Here is a 15,700-nt window from a genome sequence, read left to right as displayed (position 1 = left end):
GTGTTTGGATCATTGGATTTTTCGCCATTCCTGGCGCTTTTCGGGGGAATTCCACGGATCACAGGCGCACGCTTCCCATAGCAGGCAGTAACTGCTTTCGCTTCATCCACAGGTTTGACAGCGCAAACAACGTCAGTATTTGCGCCGTGTTCTTGACCAAGCCGCGATAGCGGACCTTGGTGTACCCGAACTGGCGTTTGATCACCCGGAATGGATGCTCCACCTTCGCGCGCACGCTGGCCTTGACGTGTTCCCAACGCTGTTCCCAAGCACGCTCGCGTTTGTTGCCGATGCCTTGCATCGTCGAGGGCCTTGCGGCGATGAAGAATGCTGCTTCGCAGTCCTGCAGTTCTTGGCGTTTGTCCGCGCCGGTATAGCCGCTGTCGCCGAACACGCTGTCTTCTTTGCCGTGCAGCAATGCATGCGTCACCGTGACATCGGCCACGTTGGCTGCGGTGCAATGGACGTGGTGCACCAGTCCGGAAACTCATCCACGCCGATGTGCGCCTTCATCCCGAAATACCACTGGTTGCCCTTCCTGGTCTGATGCATCTCAGGGTCGCGCGCATGGTCGGCATTTTTGGTCGAACTGGGCGCAGCGATCAGGGTCGCATCGACGATCGTGCCAGAGCGCAAGCTCTGGCCCTTGCGCGCCAGATGCGCGTTGACCGCTTCCAGCATCTGTGCAGCAAGGCCATGGGTCTCCAGCAGGCGGCGAACGTTGAGAATCGTGGTCTCGTCGGGAATGTCGTCCAACCCACCGAGCTGGGCAAAGCGCCGCAAGGTCGGAATCTCGTGCAGCGCTTCTTCCATCGCCCGATCACCCAACGCATACCATTGCTGCAGCAAATGAATCCGCAACATCGTCGCCAGTGCGTACGGCTGCCGACCTGGCCGCCCCGACACTGGATAGTGCGACGCGATCAGCCCGAGCAGTTGCTGCCACGGAACCACCTGCTCCATCTCGGCCAGCAAGATCTCGCGCCGGGTCTGCTTGCGCTTGCCCAGGCCCTTGGCGTCACCGAACGTCAGTTGCATGGATGATTCCTCACTACTGTGGCAATAGTGTTGCGCATCTACCGTGCTTTGTTCAGAGGTTCCCTAAGAAGACGCCGAATTTCAGGGAAGCTAGATCACCTCTGAACAATCGCCACGCTGCGAGGGCCCGACTTATCGGCCTTGCGCCGAGCTTGTCAACTGCGCGCGAACAGGCGCCGCACCGTCGAGGTATGCGCCGCGCGGACTGTCCACACAGAGGAAGTTCTGTGCATCGTCGGCGCTGCCCTGGCCGATCCATAACGCCGATTGCGGATAGTGGCAAAGCGGCCGGGTGCGGACTACACCCTTGGCCGGATCGTCATTGGCGTATTTTGCCGCGACGATGCGCTCCGGTGCGATGCCTTGCTCGACCCACGCCTCCATCGCAGACAACACGTCGTGCTGGCGATCGATGGCCAATGCGGGCGGCCCATACAGCGCGCCGAAGGCCGACGTGCCGGGTCCACCGGTGAAGTGGCCCATGCCGGGCACCATGAACAGGCGGAAGAACTGCTGGGTCTGCGCAAGCGCATCCTCGGCCCTGCTGATCTGCGGGTTATCCAGCCATTGCCTGGCCACGACCGATTCGTAATAGGTGATCGCGCCTCGCGGCGGAACCACCGGATCTTCCCAGCCGATATACAGGATCATCTTGCCGTTGCGCGCGCGAAATCCGCTTAGATCTGCAGAGGTGGCGTCAATGACGCTGGCCAGCGGCTGGCCGGCGACCGGCTTGCGTTCGGCGCGGGCGACATCGGTATCGAAGTTCACCTGCGTATGGTCGAACCCGGCGCTGCCGGTATCGAACACCATATTGGCGAAGAACTGGTTGGCGAGCACCGCATCGCCGCCGCCGGGAACGGCGGCGTTGCCGGTGATCCACTGGTTCCATGTCCCCGGCGTGGCGACTGCGAACGGCTCGAAACCGTAGTAGATGCGCTCGCCGGTGCGCGGGTTGACCGGACCGGCAAGGATGGCGGCGAGCGTCTGCAGCTGCGGCGCAGTGAGGCACGCGTCGGACTCCGCACCGCTGCATAAAAGCACGCGGGGATCGAAGCGGCACCGGCGTGGGTCGTTGACCACGCCGTCGGCCGTGTGGTCCTTTGCATCGCATTGGGCGAGCGCGGCGGCCTGGATGGCTGGCAGCTTGACCGCCGAAATGGTCGCCGCCGGACTGCCAAACTGGGCGTCTTGCAACCACAGCCAGGAAAACGCGTTGTGGACCCAGGCGCTGGAAGGCGCATCGGCGATGATGCCATCGAAGGCGCCCGGAAAGCGTTGCGCTGCGATCAGCGCATCGCGGCCCCCATTGGAGGCGCCGAAAAAGTAGGAATAGCGCGGCGCGCGGTGCGTGTAGGCGGAGACCAGCGCTTTGCCGTTCGAGATCGTCGTGGCCACCGCCTGATAGCCCCAGTCGACGATCTTCTGCGGGTGGCCGAGCGCAAAGCTCGCATCGCCGATCGACGCCCGGTGGCCGCCATCGGTGGTTGCGGTCGCATAGCCGCGGCGCAAGGCGAAACCAAGCGACCCATATTGAATGTTTCCGGCGAAGACGACCGTACCGACCTGCAGGTAATTCTGGTTCCAGCCCGCGGACGGAATCCACACCTCGAACCCGATTTCCGAATCGCTGGTCGGCCGCGACACACCGACGACGCGACAGAACGCCGGTAGTGCGTCAAGCACGGTGCCGTCCGGCGCCGTGAAGGAACCGGCGGGCACGTCGGTAGCGCTGCGAATCGTGGTGGACGGCAGGGACAGCGCGAGCATGTCGGCGCAAGCGGCCGACGCCGATGCCGTTGTCAGCAAAGCGCCGGTTGCCGCCATCGTCCGTAGCAACCCGCGTAACCCGTTCAATCGCAACATGAGCATTTCCTTTGGTTGAAGAGCAGGCGGCACCAGCTATGCCCTCTGGAAGCGGCGGGATCAATCCAAACTGGCGGTGGCCGCGTAGGCGAGCACTTTCATTTGGGAACGAAAACATCGCTGTTGGTGAGCATGTGGTCCCACGAATACTGGGAACCGGTCCGCGCCAAGTGCCAGACTGTGGTGATGGCCGGTACGCCGCCAGACGCATCACAGGTGCCGGTCCAGGCAGTCATGCTGCCGTAATTACCCCACTGCACCGAAAAAGTGATGGCGGGCAGTTTGCTCGATGCCGTCGACCCGGCAACCGGGTTGGCAAACCAGCCGACTAGCGGATATACCGCGCCAGTGGTGCCGGAAGGCGAGATGTACGTGCCCGAGAGCTGCCCGGAGGTCTGTACGGCGGTGATCGTGAGTGTGGAACCCAGCTGGTTTTTCCATTGGCCTACCGGGTTGTTGCAGGTTGGCGCGGCCTGGGCGAGCGATACGCAACTTCCGAGCAGCGCAACGCAGGAAGCATATTGACGCATGGACATGCACATCATCAGTTCTCCTCGTCATCAAGCGAAAGGTGGCCGGTTCAAGCCAACGACTAGATAGCACCGACCTGGTCCGCATTGCTGGGATGCATGTCTCCATCTCTTATATTTGACGAAGGTCGGGGTGGGGTTCAAACCCGATGTAACGGACACTTACAAGAGGGCCGATTGGTAATCCCCCCACAGGTTAGCTGACGCCAGAAGTGGAATTTTCTCGTACCCTTTTCTGAGGAGGTTCCATGAAGACATCCCGTTTCACCGACAGCCAGATCATCGCCGTCCTCAAGCAGGCCGAGGCCGGCACGTCGGTGCCGGAGCTATGCCGGGAACACGGCATCAGCATGGTGAGGCCATCTCAACGCCGGGAGATGGCCCGATGGGCGGTGGCGAACAAGACAATGAGCATCCGGCACGCCTGCCAGGCGTTTGAGGTCAGCCAAACTTGCTACGGCTATCAAGCCAAGGCCAGCGAGGAGAACGTCCAGATTGCCGATTGGCTTGTCCGGTTGACCACGACCTATCGTGATTGGGGGTTCTGCCTATGCTTTCTGCACCTGCGCAACGTGAAGGGCTTCGGCTGGAACCACAAGCGGGTGTACCGCACCTACCGGGAGCTGGAGTTGAACCTGCGGATCAAGCCGAAGAAACGGCTGGTACGTGAGCGGCCTGAGCCGTTGTCGGTACCGGAGACGATCAACCAGGTCTGGTCGATGGATTTCATGCACGACCAGTTGGCCGATGGTCGCAGCTTCCGGTGATTCAACGTGCTCGACGACTTCAATCGCGAGGGTCTGGGCATCGAGGTCGACCTATCGCTGCCATCGGCCCGTGTGATCCGCGCATTGGATCAGATCATCGACTGGCCCGGCAAGCCAAACGCCATTGGCTGCGACAACGGCCCGGAGTACATCAGCGGCGCGCTGTTAGCCTGGGCAGAGCAGCGCGGCATTCGGATCGAGCACATCCAGCCGGGCAAGCCGCAGCAAAATGCCTACGTCGAACGTTACAACCGCACCGTCCGCTACGCCTGGCTGGCCACAACGTTGTTCGACACCATCGAGCAGGTTCAGGACAAGGCCACGCGCTGGCTATGGACGTACAACCATGAGCGCCCCAACATGGCGCTCGGCGGCATCACCCCAGCAATGAAATTGGCGATGGCCGCGTAGCTCCACTTTTGGCGAACGCTAAAGGCGGGGGGATTACCGATGTGGTTCGCCGCCGCCGGCGCGATCCTGCTGCTCGTTCTTCTCGTCGGCTGGGCCGTGTTGGGCTACTACCGCCGCGAACTCTCCACCGTCAAGGAAGAGCTGCAACGCTACGAGAATGCCCTCCCTGTTCTCCAGGCGTATTACGCATCCGATGCGGTCATTTGTGGTGGCCGCGTGTGCGCCAATGTCGATTCCAACGGACAGCGGACAGGCGACAAGCGCCAGTATCGGCAAGCCACACCGCGACCCTAGCAGTGAGGTCAGCGCTTCCCCGACTCAGCTTTCCGAAACAGGCATGCCATCGTCTGCATCGCGCGCCACCGCGATACCTGCACGAATAAAGCGGATCTCCTGCGGCGATTGCAACGCGATACCCACCGTTGCCATGCGCTGCAGCAGCGCGAAGAACAGCTCGCTGCGCACGCCATACGAATCGCGCGGACTGCTCACATAGGCGAACGAATTGAAGTTGACGTGCTCGCTCGCCAGCGAATCGATGAACACCGATGGCGCCGGATCGGCCAGCACCTTGGCGTGCTCGGCAAACAACGCCAGCAGCATGTCGCGCACCTTGGCGACATCGGTTTCCAGCGGCACAGAGAACTGCAACTGCACACGGCCCATGGGATTGGACATGGTCATGTTGCGCACGCTCTTGGTGATCAACTCCGAGTTCGGCACGATCAAGGTGGAACGGTCGCCCACCTGGATTTCGGTGGCACGCACGCTGATCTTGCGCACGTCGCCCTCCTGATCGCCGATCCGCACCCAATCGCCGATCTTGACCGGGCGCTCGGCCAGCAGGATCAGCCCGGACACGAAGTTCTGCGTGATCGCCTGCAGACCGAAGCCGATCCCCACCGACAACGCGCTCAACACCAGCGCCAAGCGCTTCAAGTCCAGACCCAGCGCGGTCAGCCCCCATACCGCCACCACCAACCAGCCCAGATAGCGCGCCACCGTGCTGATCGAGTTGCGCGCGCCGGCATCGAGCTGGGTCTTGGGCAGATAGGTATTGAGCAGCCACTGCTGCACCACGTGCACCACCCCCAGGCCCAGGACGAACACCAGCAGCGCGCGCACGACTGCGGCCGGTGTGATGGTGAGCTCCTTGCCGATCTGGATGCCGTGCGAGACGTTCTCGGCCCAGCCGGTGACCGCAGAGAGATTGGCGCCATACGGGGTGATCAGCGCCGCGATTCCCAGCAGGAGCAACACGACACGTACCGCGGCAGACAGCAGCAGGCCCAGCTGCACCAGACGCCCGCTGCCCATGCCCGTGCCCAAGGCATGCGACAACGCGCGATTGAAGCGCCCTTCCGGATTGAACACCCAGGTCAGCAGGTCGTCGGCAAACACCACCAGCAACCCGAGCAGGCTGCAGATCAGCGTGATCCAGATGATCTGGCGCGCGATGAACAACGACAGATTGAGATAGCCGAACAACGCCGCCAGCAGCGACACGATCACTGCGACATGCCCCAGCAGGCGGATCAGCACGATGACGCCGCCGCCACGCGACACCACCGGCGGCGGCTCGCTGCTATCGGCGCTGGCGGCTCCGGCGCTGGCGGCGCGCGCGCGCAACGACAGGCTCAGGCCAGCCAGTGCCGAGAGGATCAAGCCGGCATACAACAAAGCGGCCACCGCGTCGGTCGCGGTGGTGGCCGCGGTACTGGTGCGCGCCACGTCGTTGAGCTTCATCGCCATGCCGCTGAACCAGCTCACCGCGGCGGTGGCCAGGCAATGCACGCGCAGCCGATCGACGGTGGCGTCGTCCAGCGGGAACAGCCGCCAGGTGGGTTGGTGCTTCATCAGCAGGCTGGCGCTGAGCGAGCCGACAAAGGCCGCGATGAAACTGATGAAGACGAACGCACCCAGCAACTCGTCCAGATCGTCCGGCACCTGGGCAATCGCGCGCACGCTTTCGGCCAGCACCCATGCCGCCATGCCCAGACTGAGCGTGCCGACCAGCAGGAACCACAGCGCCAAGCCGGACCGTCGCAACCGCCCGCCCGGCGCACGCGACGCGGCGTAGCGCCGGCCCAGATGCCGAAGGAAAATGCGCAACGGAAAGGCCAGCAGCAGCGCAATTGCCACACCAGTCGCCAGTCCGCCAACGCCGTTGGCAACCGTGCCGGTGCGCAGCGCCTGGACCGCATCGTCGTAGACGCCGCGCAGACGGGTGAGGTCATCGGGCCATTGCTGGGCGATCTGCCCCCACAGTGCCGGCGACAGCGGTGAGGCGACACGCGTGGATAGCTGCACACTGAAGAGTTGCGCGCGTTTTTGTTCCAGGCGATCGGCAAGCTCGCCTGCTTCGGATGCCAGCAGGTTGGCGCGCTTGAGTTCCGCATCCAGCTTGTTTTTTTCGCTGGCCAGCGCCTCGCGCTGATTTTTCAGGTCCGCCAGATCTGTCGTTTGCTCCACGCCCAAACCGTCGAGCCGAGCGCTGAGTTGCTTGAACTGCGGATCCAGCTGACGTGCCAGATCCTGTGCCTGCCGCTGCGCCAGCGTTACCTGGTCGGTCAATGCACGCAGCAGTTCGGTATCGGCCTTGTCCAGCCCGGCCTCCCCCTGGTCCAGCACCTTTTGCGCTTCGTCCAACTGTGTCTGCGCGGTCTCCAACAAGCTGTCCTCGTCCTGGGCGAGCACCGCGCGTGCACAGACCAGCCACAGGGCACAGCACAGCAGCACGCGCAGCAACACGCTCGAACGGGCAGGCGACACAGAACGAAATCGGGACACAGGCAGGCATCGGACAGGCGCAGGAGCGCGCGGTGCCGGCATCTTAAGCCACCGCCCCGCCCTGACGCCCAGCGCTATGGCGGCGATTCATGCGAACGCAAGCGCAGCATCCGGCAGTGCGAGCACCGAGCCAACCAGTGCATGAACATGCGACGGCTTGTCACCTTGCGGAAACACCGGGCTGACGCAGAATCGAATCACCGCTGCGGCAGACGCAGCGGATGACCGCGAAGGAGACCCTCTATGCAGATTCAGATCCAGACCGACAATCACGTACCGCACGATCCGTCTGTTGTGGCGCATGTCGAGAAGACCTGCACCGCCCAGCTGGCGCATTTCGCCGGCGACATCACCCGTGTGGAAGTGCACTTGCGCGACGAGAACGGTCAGCGCGGCGGGGCGGCGGATCGAACCTGCAGTATCGAAGCGCATGTCGCCGGCCTGCCGCCGATTGCGGCCACCAACAGTGCCGAAACCACCGCCTCGGCCGTGACCGGCGCTGCGCGCAAGCTACGCACGGCCATCGAGCATGCGCGCGGCAAGCAGCAGTCGAAGGCGACTGCCCCGCCACCCGACATGCTGTGATCTGATCGGGCTTCGGCAGGGCGGCTTCGGCCGCGCTGCCACCGATGCGGCGCGGGTGTCGCAGTGCCGCGAGAGTCGAAGCGCTATCGGCATCCTGATCCACAAACCAATCGGCCCGCTGCAGTGGCACTGCAGCGGGCCGATTGGTTTCAATTTGTTGCGCGCGGAGTCGATTCCGATGCGGCAACTAGCAGAACGTTTTGAAGGGCGCCCTGCTGGCCTACGGAATGCGTCCGTTGGTCAGGCTCAGGAGCGAAGGCGTCTAGGGCACGCGATACCAGACATCTGATGGAGCCAAGGTCGATGGGTTCGACGCGTCGGGCGGCGCCACAACCTGATGACTCGGCGAAGGACCACCAGGCAGGACTTGGAGTTCTACACGTTTCCACGCATCGCCGCGGTTGCGAGGTGGCCGCTGATCGACACGATGACTGCATCGTTTGTCACTGCCACGTGCGGCAGGTCATCCGCAATCGTGATGCCATGGCTACAATACGTTGGTATGCGGCACTTCGCTTTCCAGCGCTCGATGACCTCCTTGGCGATACCGGCCATGGCGCTGCTGTTCGCCATGCCGATCGCGTCGCGGCTGATGGCGACTGGTTCCGGGAGCACCCCTGCGACGTGGTCGCAGATGTGTACGGCAACTGGCCTGAAGCTGGTCAAGTTCGGCGCAGCATCCAGCGTGCCTGACGGCCAATTACCGGCGACTCCAGTCATCGGCCATGCGGATGGCGACTGCCCCTACTGCCCGCTTGCCGCGGGCATGATGGGATTACTGCTGTGCCTGCTGCTTTGCTTGCCGGCCACGCCGCAACGCGCCATGCGGACCTGGCGGCGTAACCTCGCGCGCACATTTCTGCATCCCACTGGCCTGGGATCCCGCGGACCTCCACTTCGGGCCTGAAGCCGACGTCGGTCCTCCGCGCGCAGATTGCGCGCGTCATGTCATTCCAGGACATTTCCATGTCGATTCCTATCGTCGCGACGCCGCGTGCGTCGCGTACGGCCATGCCCATGGCCGCTATCCTGCTGCCCGCCGCCTTCCATGCCGTCGACCAGCCCTCCCCCACCTTGCTTGACGCGCTGCAGGCCCGCTCGACCGGCTTCCGGCGCGTCCAGTCGGCCGAGCCACTGGCGATAGCGGAAAAGCAGGCGTCCGCCGAGCGGCTGAGCTTGAAGGCCTCATTCGGTGGGGTGGTGCGCATGCCGGCCGCTGGAGGTATTGCGCATGCCCCTTGATCGGCATCGCCGGCACGTTGTCGCCCGCCACCTCGGCGTGGCCCTGTTCGCCCTGGTGCTGCTGTGCGCCTGCAGCCGCCCCGCACCGCATGGCGCCGACTTGAGTGCAATGGGGCGCGGGGTGAGCTTCTATCTCAGGGACACAGCGGGCCACCCGCGGCCCTCGCAGAGCTTCCGAGGCAAGGTGCTGGTGCTGTTCTTCGGATTCACCCGCTGCCCGGACATCTGCCCGACCACCCTGACGCGGGCGGTGCAGATCAAGCGGCAACTCGGAAAGGATGCGCGCGAGGTGGAGTTCGCCTTCGCCACCTTGGATCCGGAGCGCGATACCCCGCAGATGCTGCGCACCTACGTGAACGCGTTCGACCCGGGCTTCATCGGCCTCACCGGCACCGAGAGCGAAGTCAAGGCCGCCGCCGCCCAGCTCCACGTGGTGTACGCAAAAGTGCCGATCGGCACTACCTACACGATCGATCATTCCACCCGCAGCTATGTGTTCGACCGTCAAGGCCGACTGCGTGTGGGTTTGGCCCACGAGCAGAGCGTGGAGGACTGCGTGGCGGATATCCGCCAGAGTCTTTCAGACGATTGAATGCCCATCGTCCGTCCGCCACGCCATCAGCATCGTCCACCCGCCGCACCACGCCCGGGTCTTTCCGCACACTGGAGATAATTCGTCATGAAAATGCACGCCACGCTGCTCGTTGCCACGACACTCGCCCTGGCCTCCTGCCAACAGGCCAGCCCACCCGGCGGACACGCAGAAGCGACAGCACCCTCCGCCGCGCCCCACGCCGAGGTCGCTCCGAGCGCACCTGACAGGCCCGTCGTACAGGCCAGCCAAGCATGGTCGCGCGCCACACCGCCGGGCGCGGTGGTGGGAGGCGGCTATCTGACGCTACGTAACGGAGCCGATGTGCCCGACCGACTTGTCGCAGTGGAATCGGCAGCCAGCGCGCGCGTGGAGATACACGAGATGCACATGGAGGGAGAGGTCATGAAGATGCGCAGGCTCGACGACGGCTTGGCTCTACCCGCGCGCGGCACCGTGCAGCTGCAACCAAGCGGCATGCACCTGATGTTCATCGAACCGCATGCGCCGTTCGTCGTCGGCAAACCGATCGAAGCGACCCTCGTGTTTCAGAACGCTCAACGCGTGAACGTACAGTTCGACGTGCAGCCGATGGGGGCCGATGCACCAGGCAACGTCGCCTCCCCGCATTCGATGCACTGAAGATCGACCGCCGCTGGTCCAGCCGGATCGACGTGCCAGGATGGAAGCACACGTCACGCCCTCGCCGCAGCGAGGTCTTGGATGGGAAAGCTTCCACGTCGTCGTCTCTGCCGGCAGTCGGCGTTCATCCGCCCCGGACCACCTGCGCAAACCGCCATGCAGAAGCACACATTCGCCAGCCAATGCCTTGGCGTGATGGTCTAGACTGAAAACATGCTGCGCCATCGCCACGTTTTGCAGGTCATGCATCGGCTCGCCCTGCTAGGCGCGTTGCTGATGGTGATTGCGCCGGTGCTCAGCCGCTGGAGCCTGGCGGATGAGGCCACGCAACCTTTGCGGCAGCTTGCGGAGTTGTGCACCAGCCACGGGATGCAACAGGTCGAGCTGGGTTCTGGCGCCATCCCGATGCAGACCGCGTACCCGAGGTCGATGGACATGCGCATGCCCGGCATGGATCACGGCCATGCCGGGATCATGCCAATGGACCAGGGCGATGGCATGGTCTGCAACTACTGCGTGCTTGCCGCCAGCCTGCTTGCCTTGCTGCTGGTAGTGCTGGTGCTGCCGCTGCTGCAGCACGCAGCGATGCGCCTGCCGCTCCTGCGCCTCCTGCCGCGCGTCGCAAGCGCCTGGCCGGCGCACGGCGCACGCGGCCCGCCGGACACCTCGCCGGCCTGATTTCGCTGATGGTGCCTGGCGTGTCCGGGCTGCCAGCCATCGGTCTTCGTATCTGCCGTTCCGTCATCGTTGATGGCCAGGATGCGGCTGCCCGTGGGACCGCCTTCGCGGTCCGGCACGCTGCTGCAGTCTTCATGTGGCCGTCGAATCGGCAGGGCATCGCCGCCAATGACGGCAATTCGATGCGAAGTGAACTCACGCGTTATTCGCCGATCCCGCGGTGCGGTTGCACCGTGGCTCGCGTATGTCGCATGGCGCGGCAGGACCTCATCCCCCGCGGCTGACCCCTGCGCTGCACGCGCCACCGGCAACAGGCGGCGTTCGGGCACGAGAACCAAAGAAACTCATGAACACACGATTGGTGGGCCTCCTGATCGCGGGAGGGACGCTGGACGCGGCCGCCCAGGACGCCATGCAGTTGCCTGCCGTGCAGGTGGTCGGCGACTACACCGCCGACAGGACGAGCAGCACGCTCCAGTCGGACGTTGCGCTGGCCAACTATCCGGCCTCGATCCAGGTGGTGCCATCGCAGGTGCTGCGGGACCGCGGCGTGACACGCACAGAACAGTTGGTGGACAACGTCAGCGGCGTGCATGCCGAAGCCAGCTATGGGGGCAACGGCGCCACGTTCTTCAACATCCGCGGTTTTAGCGAGAGCAACGGCCTGCGCGATGGCTTCCGCAACTACGGCTATTACGCATTCCGCGACGTACAGAACATCGACCAGGTGAAGGTGTTCAAGGGACCGGCAGGCGCGTTGTATGGCGGCGTCGGTGCGGTCGGCGGCTACGTCAATACGGTCTCCAAACTGCCGCAGCAGGAGAATTTTGGCGAGATCAACCAGACCGTCGGCGGCGACGGTCTGCGCCGCACCACGCTGGACTTCAATGACATCATCAGCGGCAAGATCAGCCTGCGCCTGAATGGCGCAGTCGAGAACAACGACACGTTCCGCGACAACGGTGGCTACGATTCCTAGTCGATCGCGCCATCGATGACCTGGGACAACAAGCAGGGCACCTCGCTGACGCTGTTGACCGAGTTCAACCAACTCCGCCGCGATGGCTTCGACCTGGGGATTCCGGCGATCACGGACTATCGCGCCCTGTCGCGGACGCGCTATTACGGCCTGAGCGATGGTGTCGACGACGCGGTGTCGGGGGGACGATGGCCGCAACAACACCCTTGCCGCCACGCTGCTGTTTTCGCATGTTGTGTCGGCCAACTGGACGCTGCGCCTGGCGGGGCAGTACGTCACCGCCAGCCAGCGCTCGACTCAGACCTTTCCAAACAGCACCACGCCGACTGGCAGCCTGCTGGGATATTCGGTCCATGCCAATGCCGATGAGAATTGCCGGCAATACAGCGGTCGGGCCGAGCTGGCCGGTGATCTCCAGATTGCCGGCATGCGCCATCAGATCCTGACCGGCGTCGATGACGGGTACCTGGAACAAGGCAGTGCCGGGTCGGACGTCTATACGATGGACATCGACCTGTTCGATCCGGGCTACGTCGCCGCGCTGGTGGCCAATGGCTCGCTGGATTCGCACCAGGGCCAGGGCAAGGACGACGGCCTCTACTTCCAGGATCTGGTCGCGCTGGGCCCACAGCTCAAGGCCATGCTCGGCATGCGCATGGGCCGCTTCGTCAACAATGCCCTCGAACGTGGTCTGGTCGCCGGGCGCGGGCGGCAGACCGCGTTCTCTCCACGCGTGGGACTGACCTGGCAACCGGTGGCGGGCACGTCGCTGTTCACCGACTGGAGCCGCAGCTACTCGCCGAACGTCGGCCACAGCGGCAGCAGCATCACCTACGATGCGCAGATCGCCGAGCAGTTCGAGGTCGGCGTCAAGCAGGCGCTGGTCGACGACCGGCTCCATGCCAACCTGGCCCTGTTCAATCTGGACCTGGCCAACCTCCTGACCACCGACCCGGCCAATCCGCTGCGGCAGGTGCTCAACGGCAGGCAGCGCAGCCGCGGCGCGGAACTGGCTCTGGCCGGTACGATCCTGCCCGGCTGGAAGGTGATCGCCAGCTATGCCTACACGGATGCCAAGGTCGACCACGACACCGATCTGCCGGTGGGCGATGCGCTGTCGAACGTGCCGCGGCACAGCGGCAGCGTGTGGAGTACCTATGCGTTCAGCGCGCTGCCCGGGCTGAAGGTCGGCGCCGGCGTCTATTCCGTCGGTGCGCGCGAAGTCACGCTGCCCAACACCTTCCAGCTGTCGTCCTACACCCGGACCGACGCGATGGTGGCGTACGAACGCGGGCCGTGGAGCACACAGCTCAACCTGCTCAATGTCTTCGACCGCAAGTACGACACGGGCGGCTTGGCAGGCGTCTTCAACTACACCTTGACGCCGAGCGTCCCCGCAACGGCGCAGCTGACGCTGTCTTACCGATGTGCCGACTGAGTGCTACCAGGCCATGCCGGGGGGCGCCTGCAGCGCCCCGGATCACGTTTCTTTTTCAGCGCTTCCGCATGACCCACAAGACCTTGTTGAACGCCGGCATCGCGCTGGCATTGGCCTGCCTGATGTTGCCGGCCTACGCGCAAACCCAGGACGTGGCCGATGCCGAACCGACCGTGCAGGCCGCTTCCAATCGTGCGCCCAGCTGGACGCTCAAACCAGTCAACGTCACCGCCAAACGTGGCCTGTATTCGACCGCCGACACCACGGCAGCCACCCGCACCGAGACGCCGCTCATCTAGGTTCCGCAGTCGGTGCAGGTCATCACCAGCACGCTGCTGCAGGAGCAGGATCGGCGCACGCTGGGCGATGCGCTGGTCAACGTGTCCGGTGTCACGCCCACGCGTTCGGACGAGAACCTGTTCATCCCGCCGATCGTGCGCGGATTTCCGGCCGAGGTGTATCTGGACGGCCTGCCGCTGTTTGCCGGCAACCAGCAGGCCTACGATCCCACTGGCATGGTCGGCATCGCCAGCATCGCCGTGCTCAAGGGGCCGAGCGCGACGCTGTATGGCCGCGGGCTGGGCACCCCACTTGGCGGCGTGATCAACATCGAGAGCGAGCGACCGGAACCGACGGCCTTGAGCGGCTACGCAGCGCTGCGCGCGGGCAGCGTCTCGACCTGGAATCCTTACGCCGACATCAATCTGCCGCTGTCGCCGAATGTCGCGGCACGGATCAGCGCCGAGTATCAACGCAACGACAGCTGGATCGACGAGGTACATGGCGAACGATGGTCGCTGCAGCCCAGCCTCCTGTTCCAATTGACGCCCGATACAGATCGTTCGCAAGTCGACGGCTGACACGCGCAAGGCCCGCCTACTGCGCCTGCGCTAGGCGATTGTGGCGCACGGCGACGCGATCCAAACGGCGCTGTTCGAGGACATGGGCCGCCCCGTGGCGACAATGGGAGCATGGAAACGGCTGGGATTCTGGCGACCATCGACCAGGCTGTAGCGAACCTCGAAGCGTGGATGGCGCCCGTACCGGCCAACGTCACTGTAGCGGCATCGGCCTATGTGCGTTACGAGTCCAAAGGCGTGGTGCTGCTGTTTTCGGCCTGGAACTTCCCCTTCACGTTGCTCTTCGAACCGCTGATTCCGATCATTGCCGCTGGCAACACAGTCATCGTGAAGCCCAACGAGGTGGCCCCTGCATCGGGTCGAGTGGCAACCGTGATCCTGCGTGAAGTGTTTGCTGAAAACGAAGTCGCGGTAGTCGAGGGAGGTGTGGAAGTAGCCGACCTGCTGCTTGAACTGCCGTTTGACCATATTTTCCTGACCGGCAGCCCTCGGGTGGGGCGCACGGTGATGGCCGCGCCGCCAAGCACTTGGCGTCTGTCACGCTGGAGCTGGGCGGCAAGTCGCCGCTGATCGTGGACGAAACATCCAACTTCGGCGATGCCATCCAGCAGATGGGCATCGGCAAGTCCTTCAACGGCAGGCAGGTCTGCATCAGCCCCGACTATGTGCTGGTACCCAACTCCCGCCGCGACGAGTTTGTGGCCCAGCTCAGCGACTTCTATCGACAGATGTTCTACGTCGATGGCGTGTACCAGCCCGCTCGCAGCAGCCGCATCATCAACGAGCGGGGTTTCCAGCGGCTGCAGGGCTACCTGACCGATGCGAAGGCGCGCGGGGCCAAGGTAGCCTTCGGAAGGGGGTACTGACGCCTCTAAGCTGCTCATCGAACCCACCATTCTGCTGGACGTTCCGAGCGACGCAGAGGTGCTGCAGAACGAGATTTTCGGCCCCCTACTCCCCGTTATCGGTTACGAGGATGCCGATGCGGCAATTGCCCACGTGCAAGCCGGCACCAAGCCATTGGCTCTCTTTCTCATCTCGAACGACGTGGAGTTCATCGACCGCGTGATCGAAAACACTTCCTCGGGTGGAGTGTCTATCAACGGTTGGGCGCCCCACTACCTGGATAAGGCGCTGCCGTTCGGCGGCGTGGGCGAGAGCGGCATGGACCACTACCACGGGGAGTACGGCTTCCGCGAACTCTCGCATGCGCGTGCTGTGGCCTACGCCCGCCCGCTGCAGGGCTGAACCCAAAGCATGCCTATTTCCTTTTATCGACTTA

The 15,700-nt window shown here is 63.9% G+C and carries 16 protein-coding genes and 2 pseudogenes; 14 read left to right on the top strand and 4 right to left on the bottom strand.

From position 1 onward, the window contains the following. Positions 1 to 58: 58 nt before the first annotated feature. From XBLMG947_RS19970 to XBLMG947_RS22120, 3 genes are all read right to left on the bottom strand, one after another. A protein-coding gene (locus XBLMG947_RS19970; protein ID WP_104536989.1) for an IS5 family transposase occupies positions 59 to 1,038 on the bottom strand; the annotation gives its coding sequence in 2 pieces (ribosomal slippage) (positions 59 to 483 and positions 483 to 1,038; 981 coding nt in all). A 132-nt stretch (positions 1,039 to 1,170) separates the two neighbouring features. After that, complete coding sequence (locus tag XBLMG947_RS19965; RefSeq protein ID WP_065470288.1) at positions 1,171 to 2,865, bottom strand: tannase/feruloyl esterase family alpha/beta hydrolase; 1,695 nt, start codon at positions 2,863 to 2,865, stop codon at positions 1,171 to 1,173. A 137-nt stretch (positions 2,866 to 3,002) separates the two neighbouring features. Next, positions 3,003 to 3,449: an avidin/streptavidin family protein gene (locus XBLMG947_RS22120; protein ID WP_083993293.1), complete on the bottom strand. Its 447-nt coding sequence runs from the start codon at positions 3,447 to 3,449 to the stop codon at positions 3,003 to 3,005. 233 nt (positions 3,450 to 3,682) lie between these two features. Between XBLMG947_RS22120 and XBLMG947_RS19955 the strand changes: the two are divergent. After that, positions 3,683 to 4,612, top strand: a pseudogene (locus XBLMG947_RS19955) (IS3 family transposase). Between the two features lie 39 nt (positions 4,613 to 4,651). Beyond that, positions 4,652 to 4,906 (top strand): hypothetical protein, encoded by a 255-nt coding sequence (locus XBLMG947_RS19950; protein ID WP_065470286.1) that lies wholly within the window; start codon positions 4,652 to 4,654, stop codon positions 4,904 to 4,906. Positions 4,907 to 4,930: 24 nt separating this feature from the next. Here XBLMG947_RS19950 and XBLMG947_RS19945 read toward each other — a convergent pair whose 3' ends face one another. Further along, entirely contained in the window at positions 4,931 to 7,360 is a 2,430-nt protein-coding gene (locus tag XBLMG947_RS19945; RefSeq protein ID WP_065470290.1) for a DUF3772 domain-containing protein, read from the bottom strand. A 285-nt stretch (positions 7,361 to 7,645) separates the two neighbouring features. Here XBLMG947_RS19945 and XBLMG947_RS19940 point away from each other — a divergent pair, with 285 nt between their 5' ends. The 12 genes and pseudogenes from XBLMG947_RS19940 (at position 7,646) to XBLMG947_RS19885 (ending at position 15,666) form a co-directional block, all read left to right on the top strand. After that, positions 7,646 to 7,987, top strand: a complete 342-nt coding sequence (locus XBLMG947_RS19940) for an HPF/RaiA family ribosome-associated protein (RefSeq protein WP_065470285.1) — start codon at positions 7,646 to 7,648, stop codon at positions 7,985 to 7,987. A 337-nt stretch (positions 7,988 to 8,324) separates the two neighbouring features. Beyond that, a complete protein-coding gene (locus tag XBLMG947_RS24200) occupies positions 8,325 to 8,894 on the top strand; it encodes a DUF2946 domain-containing protein (RefSeq protein WP_065470284.1) in 570 nt (189 codons plus the stop codon). 59 nt (positions 8,895 to 8,953) lie between these two features. After that, positions 8,954 to 9,229 (top strand): hypothetical protein, encoded by a 276-nt coding sequence (locus XBLMG947_RS19930; protein ID WP_139074453.1) that lies wholly within the window; start codon positions 8,954 to 8,956, stop codon positions 9,227 to 9,229. Beyond that, complete coding sequence (locus XBLMG947_RS19925) at positions 9,219 to 9,821, top strand: SCO family protein (protein ID WP_083993291.1); 603 nt, start codon at positions 9,219 to 9,221, stop codon at positions 9,819 to 9,821. The genes XBLMG947_RS19930 and XBLMG947_RS19925 overlap by 11 nt, the downstream gene beginning before the upstream one ends. A gap of 87 nt (positions 9,822 to 9,908) precedes the next feature. Then, a complete protein-coding gene (locus XBLMG947_RS19920) occupies positions 9,909 to 10,463 on the top strand; it encodes a copper chaperone PCu(A)C (protein ID WP_065470282.1) in 555 nt (184 codons plus the stop codon). 243 nt (positions 10,464 to 10,706) lie between these two features. Next, positions 10,707 to 11,141 (top strand): DUF2946 family protein, encoded by a 435-nt coding sequence (locus XBLMG947_RS19915; RefSeq protein WP_245228271.1) that lies wholly within the window; start codon positions 10,707 to 10,709, stop codon positions 11,139 to 11,141. A 346-nt stretch (positions 11,142 to 11,487) separates the two neighbouring features. Continuing rightward, positions 11,488 to 12,120 (top strand): TonB-dependent receptor plug domain-containing protein, encoded by a 633-nt coding sequence (locus XBLMG947_RS19910; RefSeq protein ID WP_065470280.1) that lies wholly within the window; start codon positions 11,488 to 11,490, stop codon positions 12,118 to 12,120. 157 nt (positions 12,121 to 12,277) lie between these two features. Continuing rightward, positions 12,278 to 13,558, top strand: coding sequence for a TonB-dependent siderophore receptor (locus XBLMG947_RS19905; RefSeq protein ID WP_065470279.1), 1,281 nt, complete (start codon positions 12,278 to 12,280; stop codon positions 13,556 to 13,558). 68 nt (positions 13,559 to 13,626) lie between these two features. Continuing rightward, positions 13,627 to 13,857, top strand: coding sequence for a hypothetical protein (locus XBLMG947_RS23855; RefSeq protein ID WP_245228270.1), 231 nt, complete (start codon positions 13,627 to 13,629; stop codon positions 13,855 to 13,857). A 12-nt stretch (positions 13,858 to 13,869) separates the two neighbouring features. Continuing rightward, positions 13,870 to 14,418: a TonB-dependent receptor plug domain-containing protein gene (locus XBLMG947_RS22115; RefSeq protein ID WP_245228269.1), complete on the top strand. Its 549-nt coding sequence runs from the start codon at positions 13,870 to 13,872 to the stop codon at positions 14,416 to 14,418. A gap of 111 nt (positions 14,419 to 14,529) precedes the next feature. Next, a pseudogene (locus XBLMG947_RS24195) lies at positions 14,530 to 15,284 on the top strand (aldehyde dehydrogenase family protein). Between the two features lie 10 nt (positions 15,285 to 15,294). Then, positions 15,295 to 15,666: an aldehyde dehydrogenase family protein gene (locus XBLMG947_RS19885; protein WP_083993289.1), complete on the top strand. Its 372-nt coding sequence runs from the start codon at positions 15,295 to 15,297 to the stop codon at positions 15,664 to 15,666. Positions 15,667 to 15,700: the final 34 nt, after the last annotated feature.

It is taken from the genome of Xanthomonas bromi (assembly GCF_900092025.1).
GTDB lineage: Bacteria > Pseudomonadota > Gammaproteobacteria > Xanthomonadales > Xanthomonadaceae > Xanthomonas > Xanthomonas bromi.
The sequence above is the reverse complement of the archived record's forward strand: the minus strand, read 5'-3'. Positions and strand labels throughout refer to the sequence as shown.

What these genes read in the sequence shown, in the direction of transcription:
- XBLMG947_RS19930 (WP_139074453.1), top strand. Translation starts at nt 8,954, where the DNA reads ATGTCGATTCCTATCGTCGCGACGCCGCGTGCGTCGCGTACGGCCATG.
- XBLMG947_RS23855 (WP_245228270.1), top strand. Translation starts at nt 13,627, where the DNA reads ATGACCCACAAGACCTTGTTGAACGCCGGCATCGCGCTGGCATTGGCC.
- XBLMG947_RS19950 (WP_065470286.1), top strand. Translation starts at nt 4,652, where the DNA reads ATGTGGTTCGCCGCCGCCGGCGCGATCCTGCTGCTCGTTCTTCTCGTC.
- XBLMG947_RS24200 (WP_065470284.1), top strand. Translation starts at nt 8,325, where the DNA reads ATGACTCGGCGAAGGACCACCAGGCAGGACTTGGAGTTCTACACGTTT.
- XBLMG947_RS19910 (WP_065470280.1), top strand. Translation starts at nt 11,488, where the DNA reads ATGAACACACGATTGGTGGGCCTCCTGATCGCGGGAGGGACGCTGGAC.
- XBLMG947_RS19915 (WP_245228271.1), top strand. Translation starts at nt 10,707, where the DNA reads ATGCATCGGCTCGCCCTGCTAGGCGCGTTGCTGATGGTGATTGCGCCG.
- XBLMG947_RS19920 (WP_065470282.1), top strand. Translation starts at nt 9,909, where the DNA reads ATGAAAATGCACGCCACGCTGCTCGTTGCCACGACACTCGCCCTGGCC.
- XBLMG947_RS19905 (WP_065470279.1), top strand. Translation starts at nt 12,278, where the DNA reads ATGGTGTCGACGACGCGGTGTCGGGGGGACGATGGCCGCAACAACACC.
- XBLMG947_RS22120 (WP_083993293.1), bottom strand. Translation starts at nt 3,449, where the DNA reads ATGATGTGCATGTCCATGCGTCAATATGCTTCCTGCGTTGCGCTGCTC.
- XBLMG947_RS19965 (WP_065470288.1), bottom strand. Translation starts at nt 2,865, where the DNA reads ATGGCGGCAACCGGCGCTTTGCTGACAACGGCATCGGCGTCGGCCGCT.
- XBLMG947_RS19940 (WP_065470285.1), top strand. Translation starts at nt 7,646, where the DNA reads ATGCAGATTCAGATCCAGACCGACAATCACGTACCGCACGATCCGTCT.
- XBLMG947_RS19925 (WP_083993291.1), top strand. Translation starts at nt 9,219, where the DNA reads ATGCCCCTTGATCGGCATCGCCGGCACGTTGTCGCCCGCCACCTCGGC.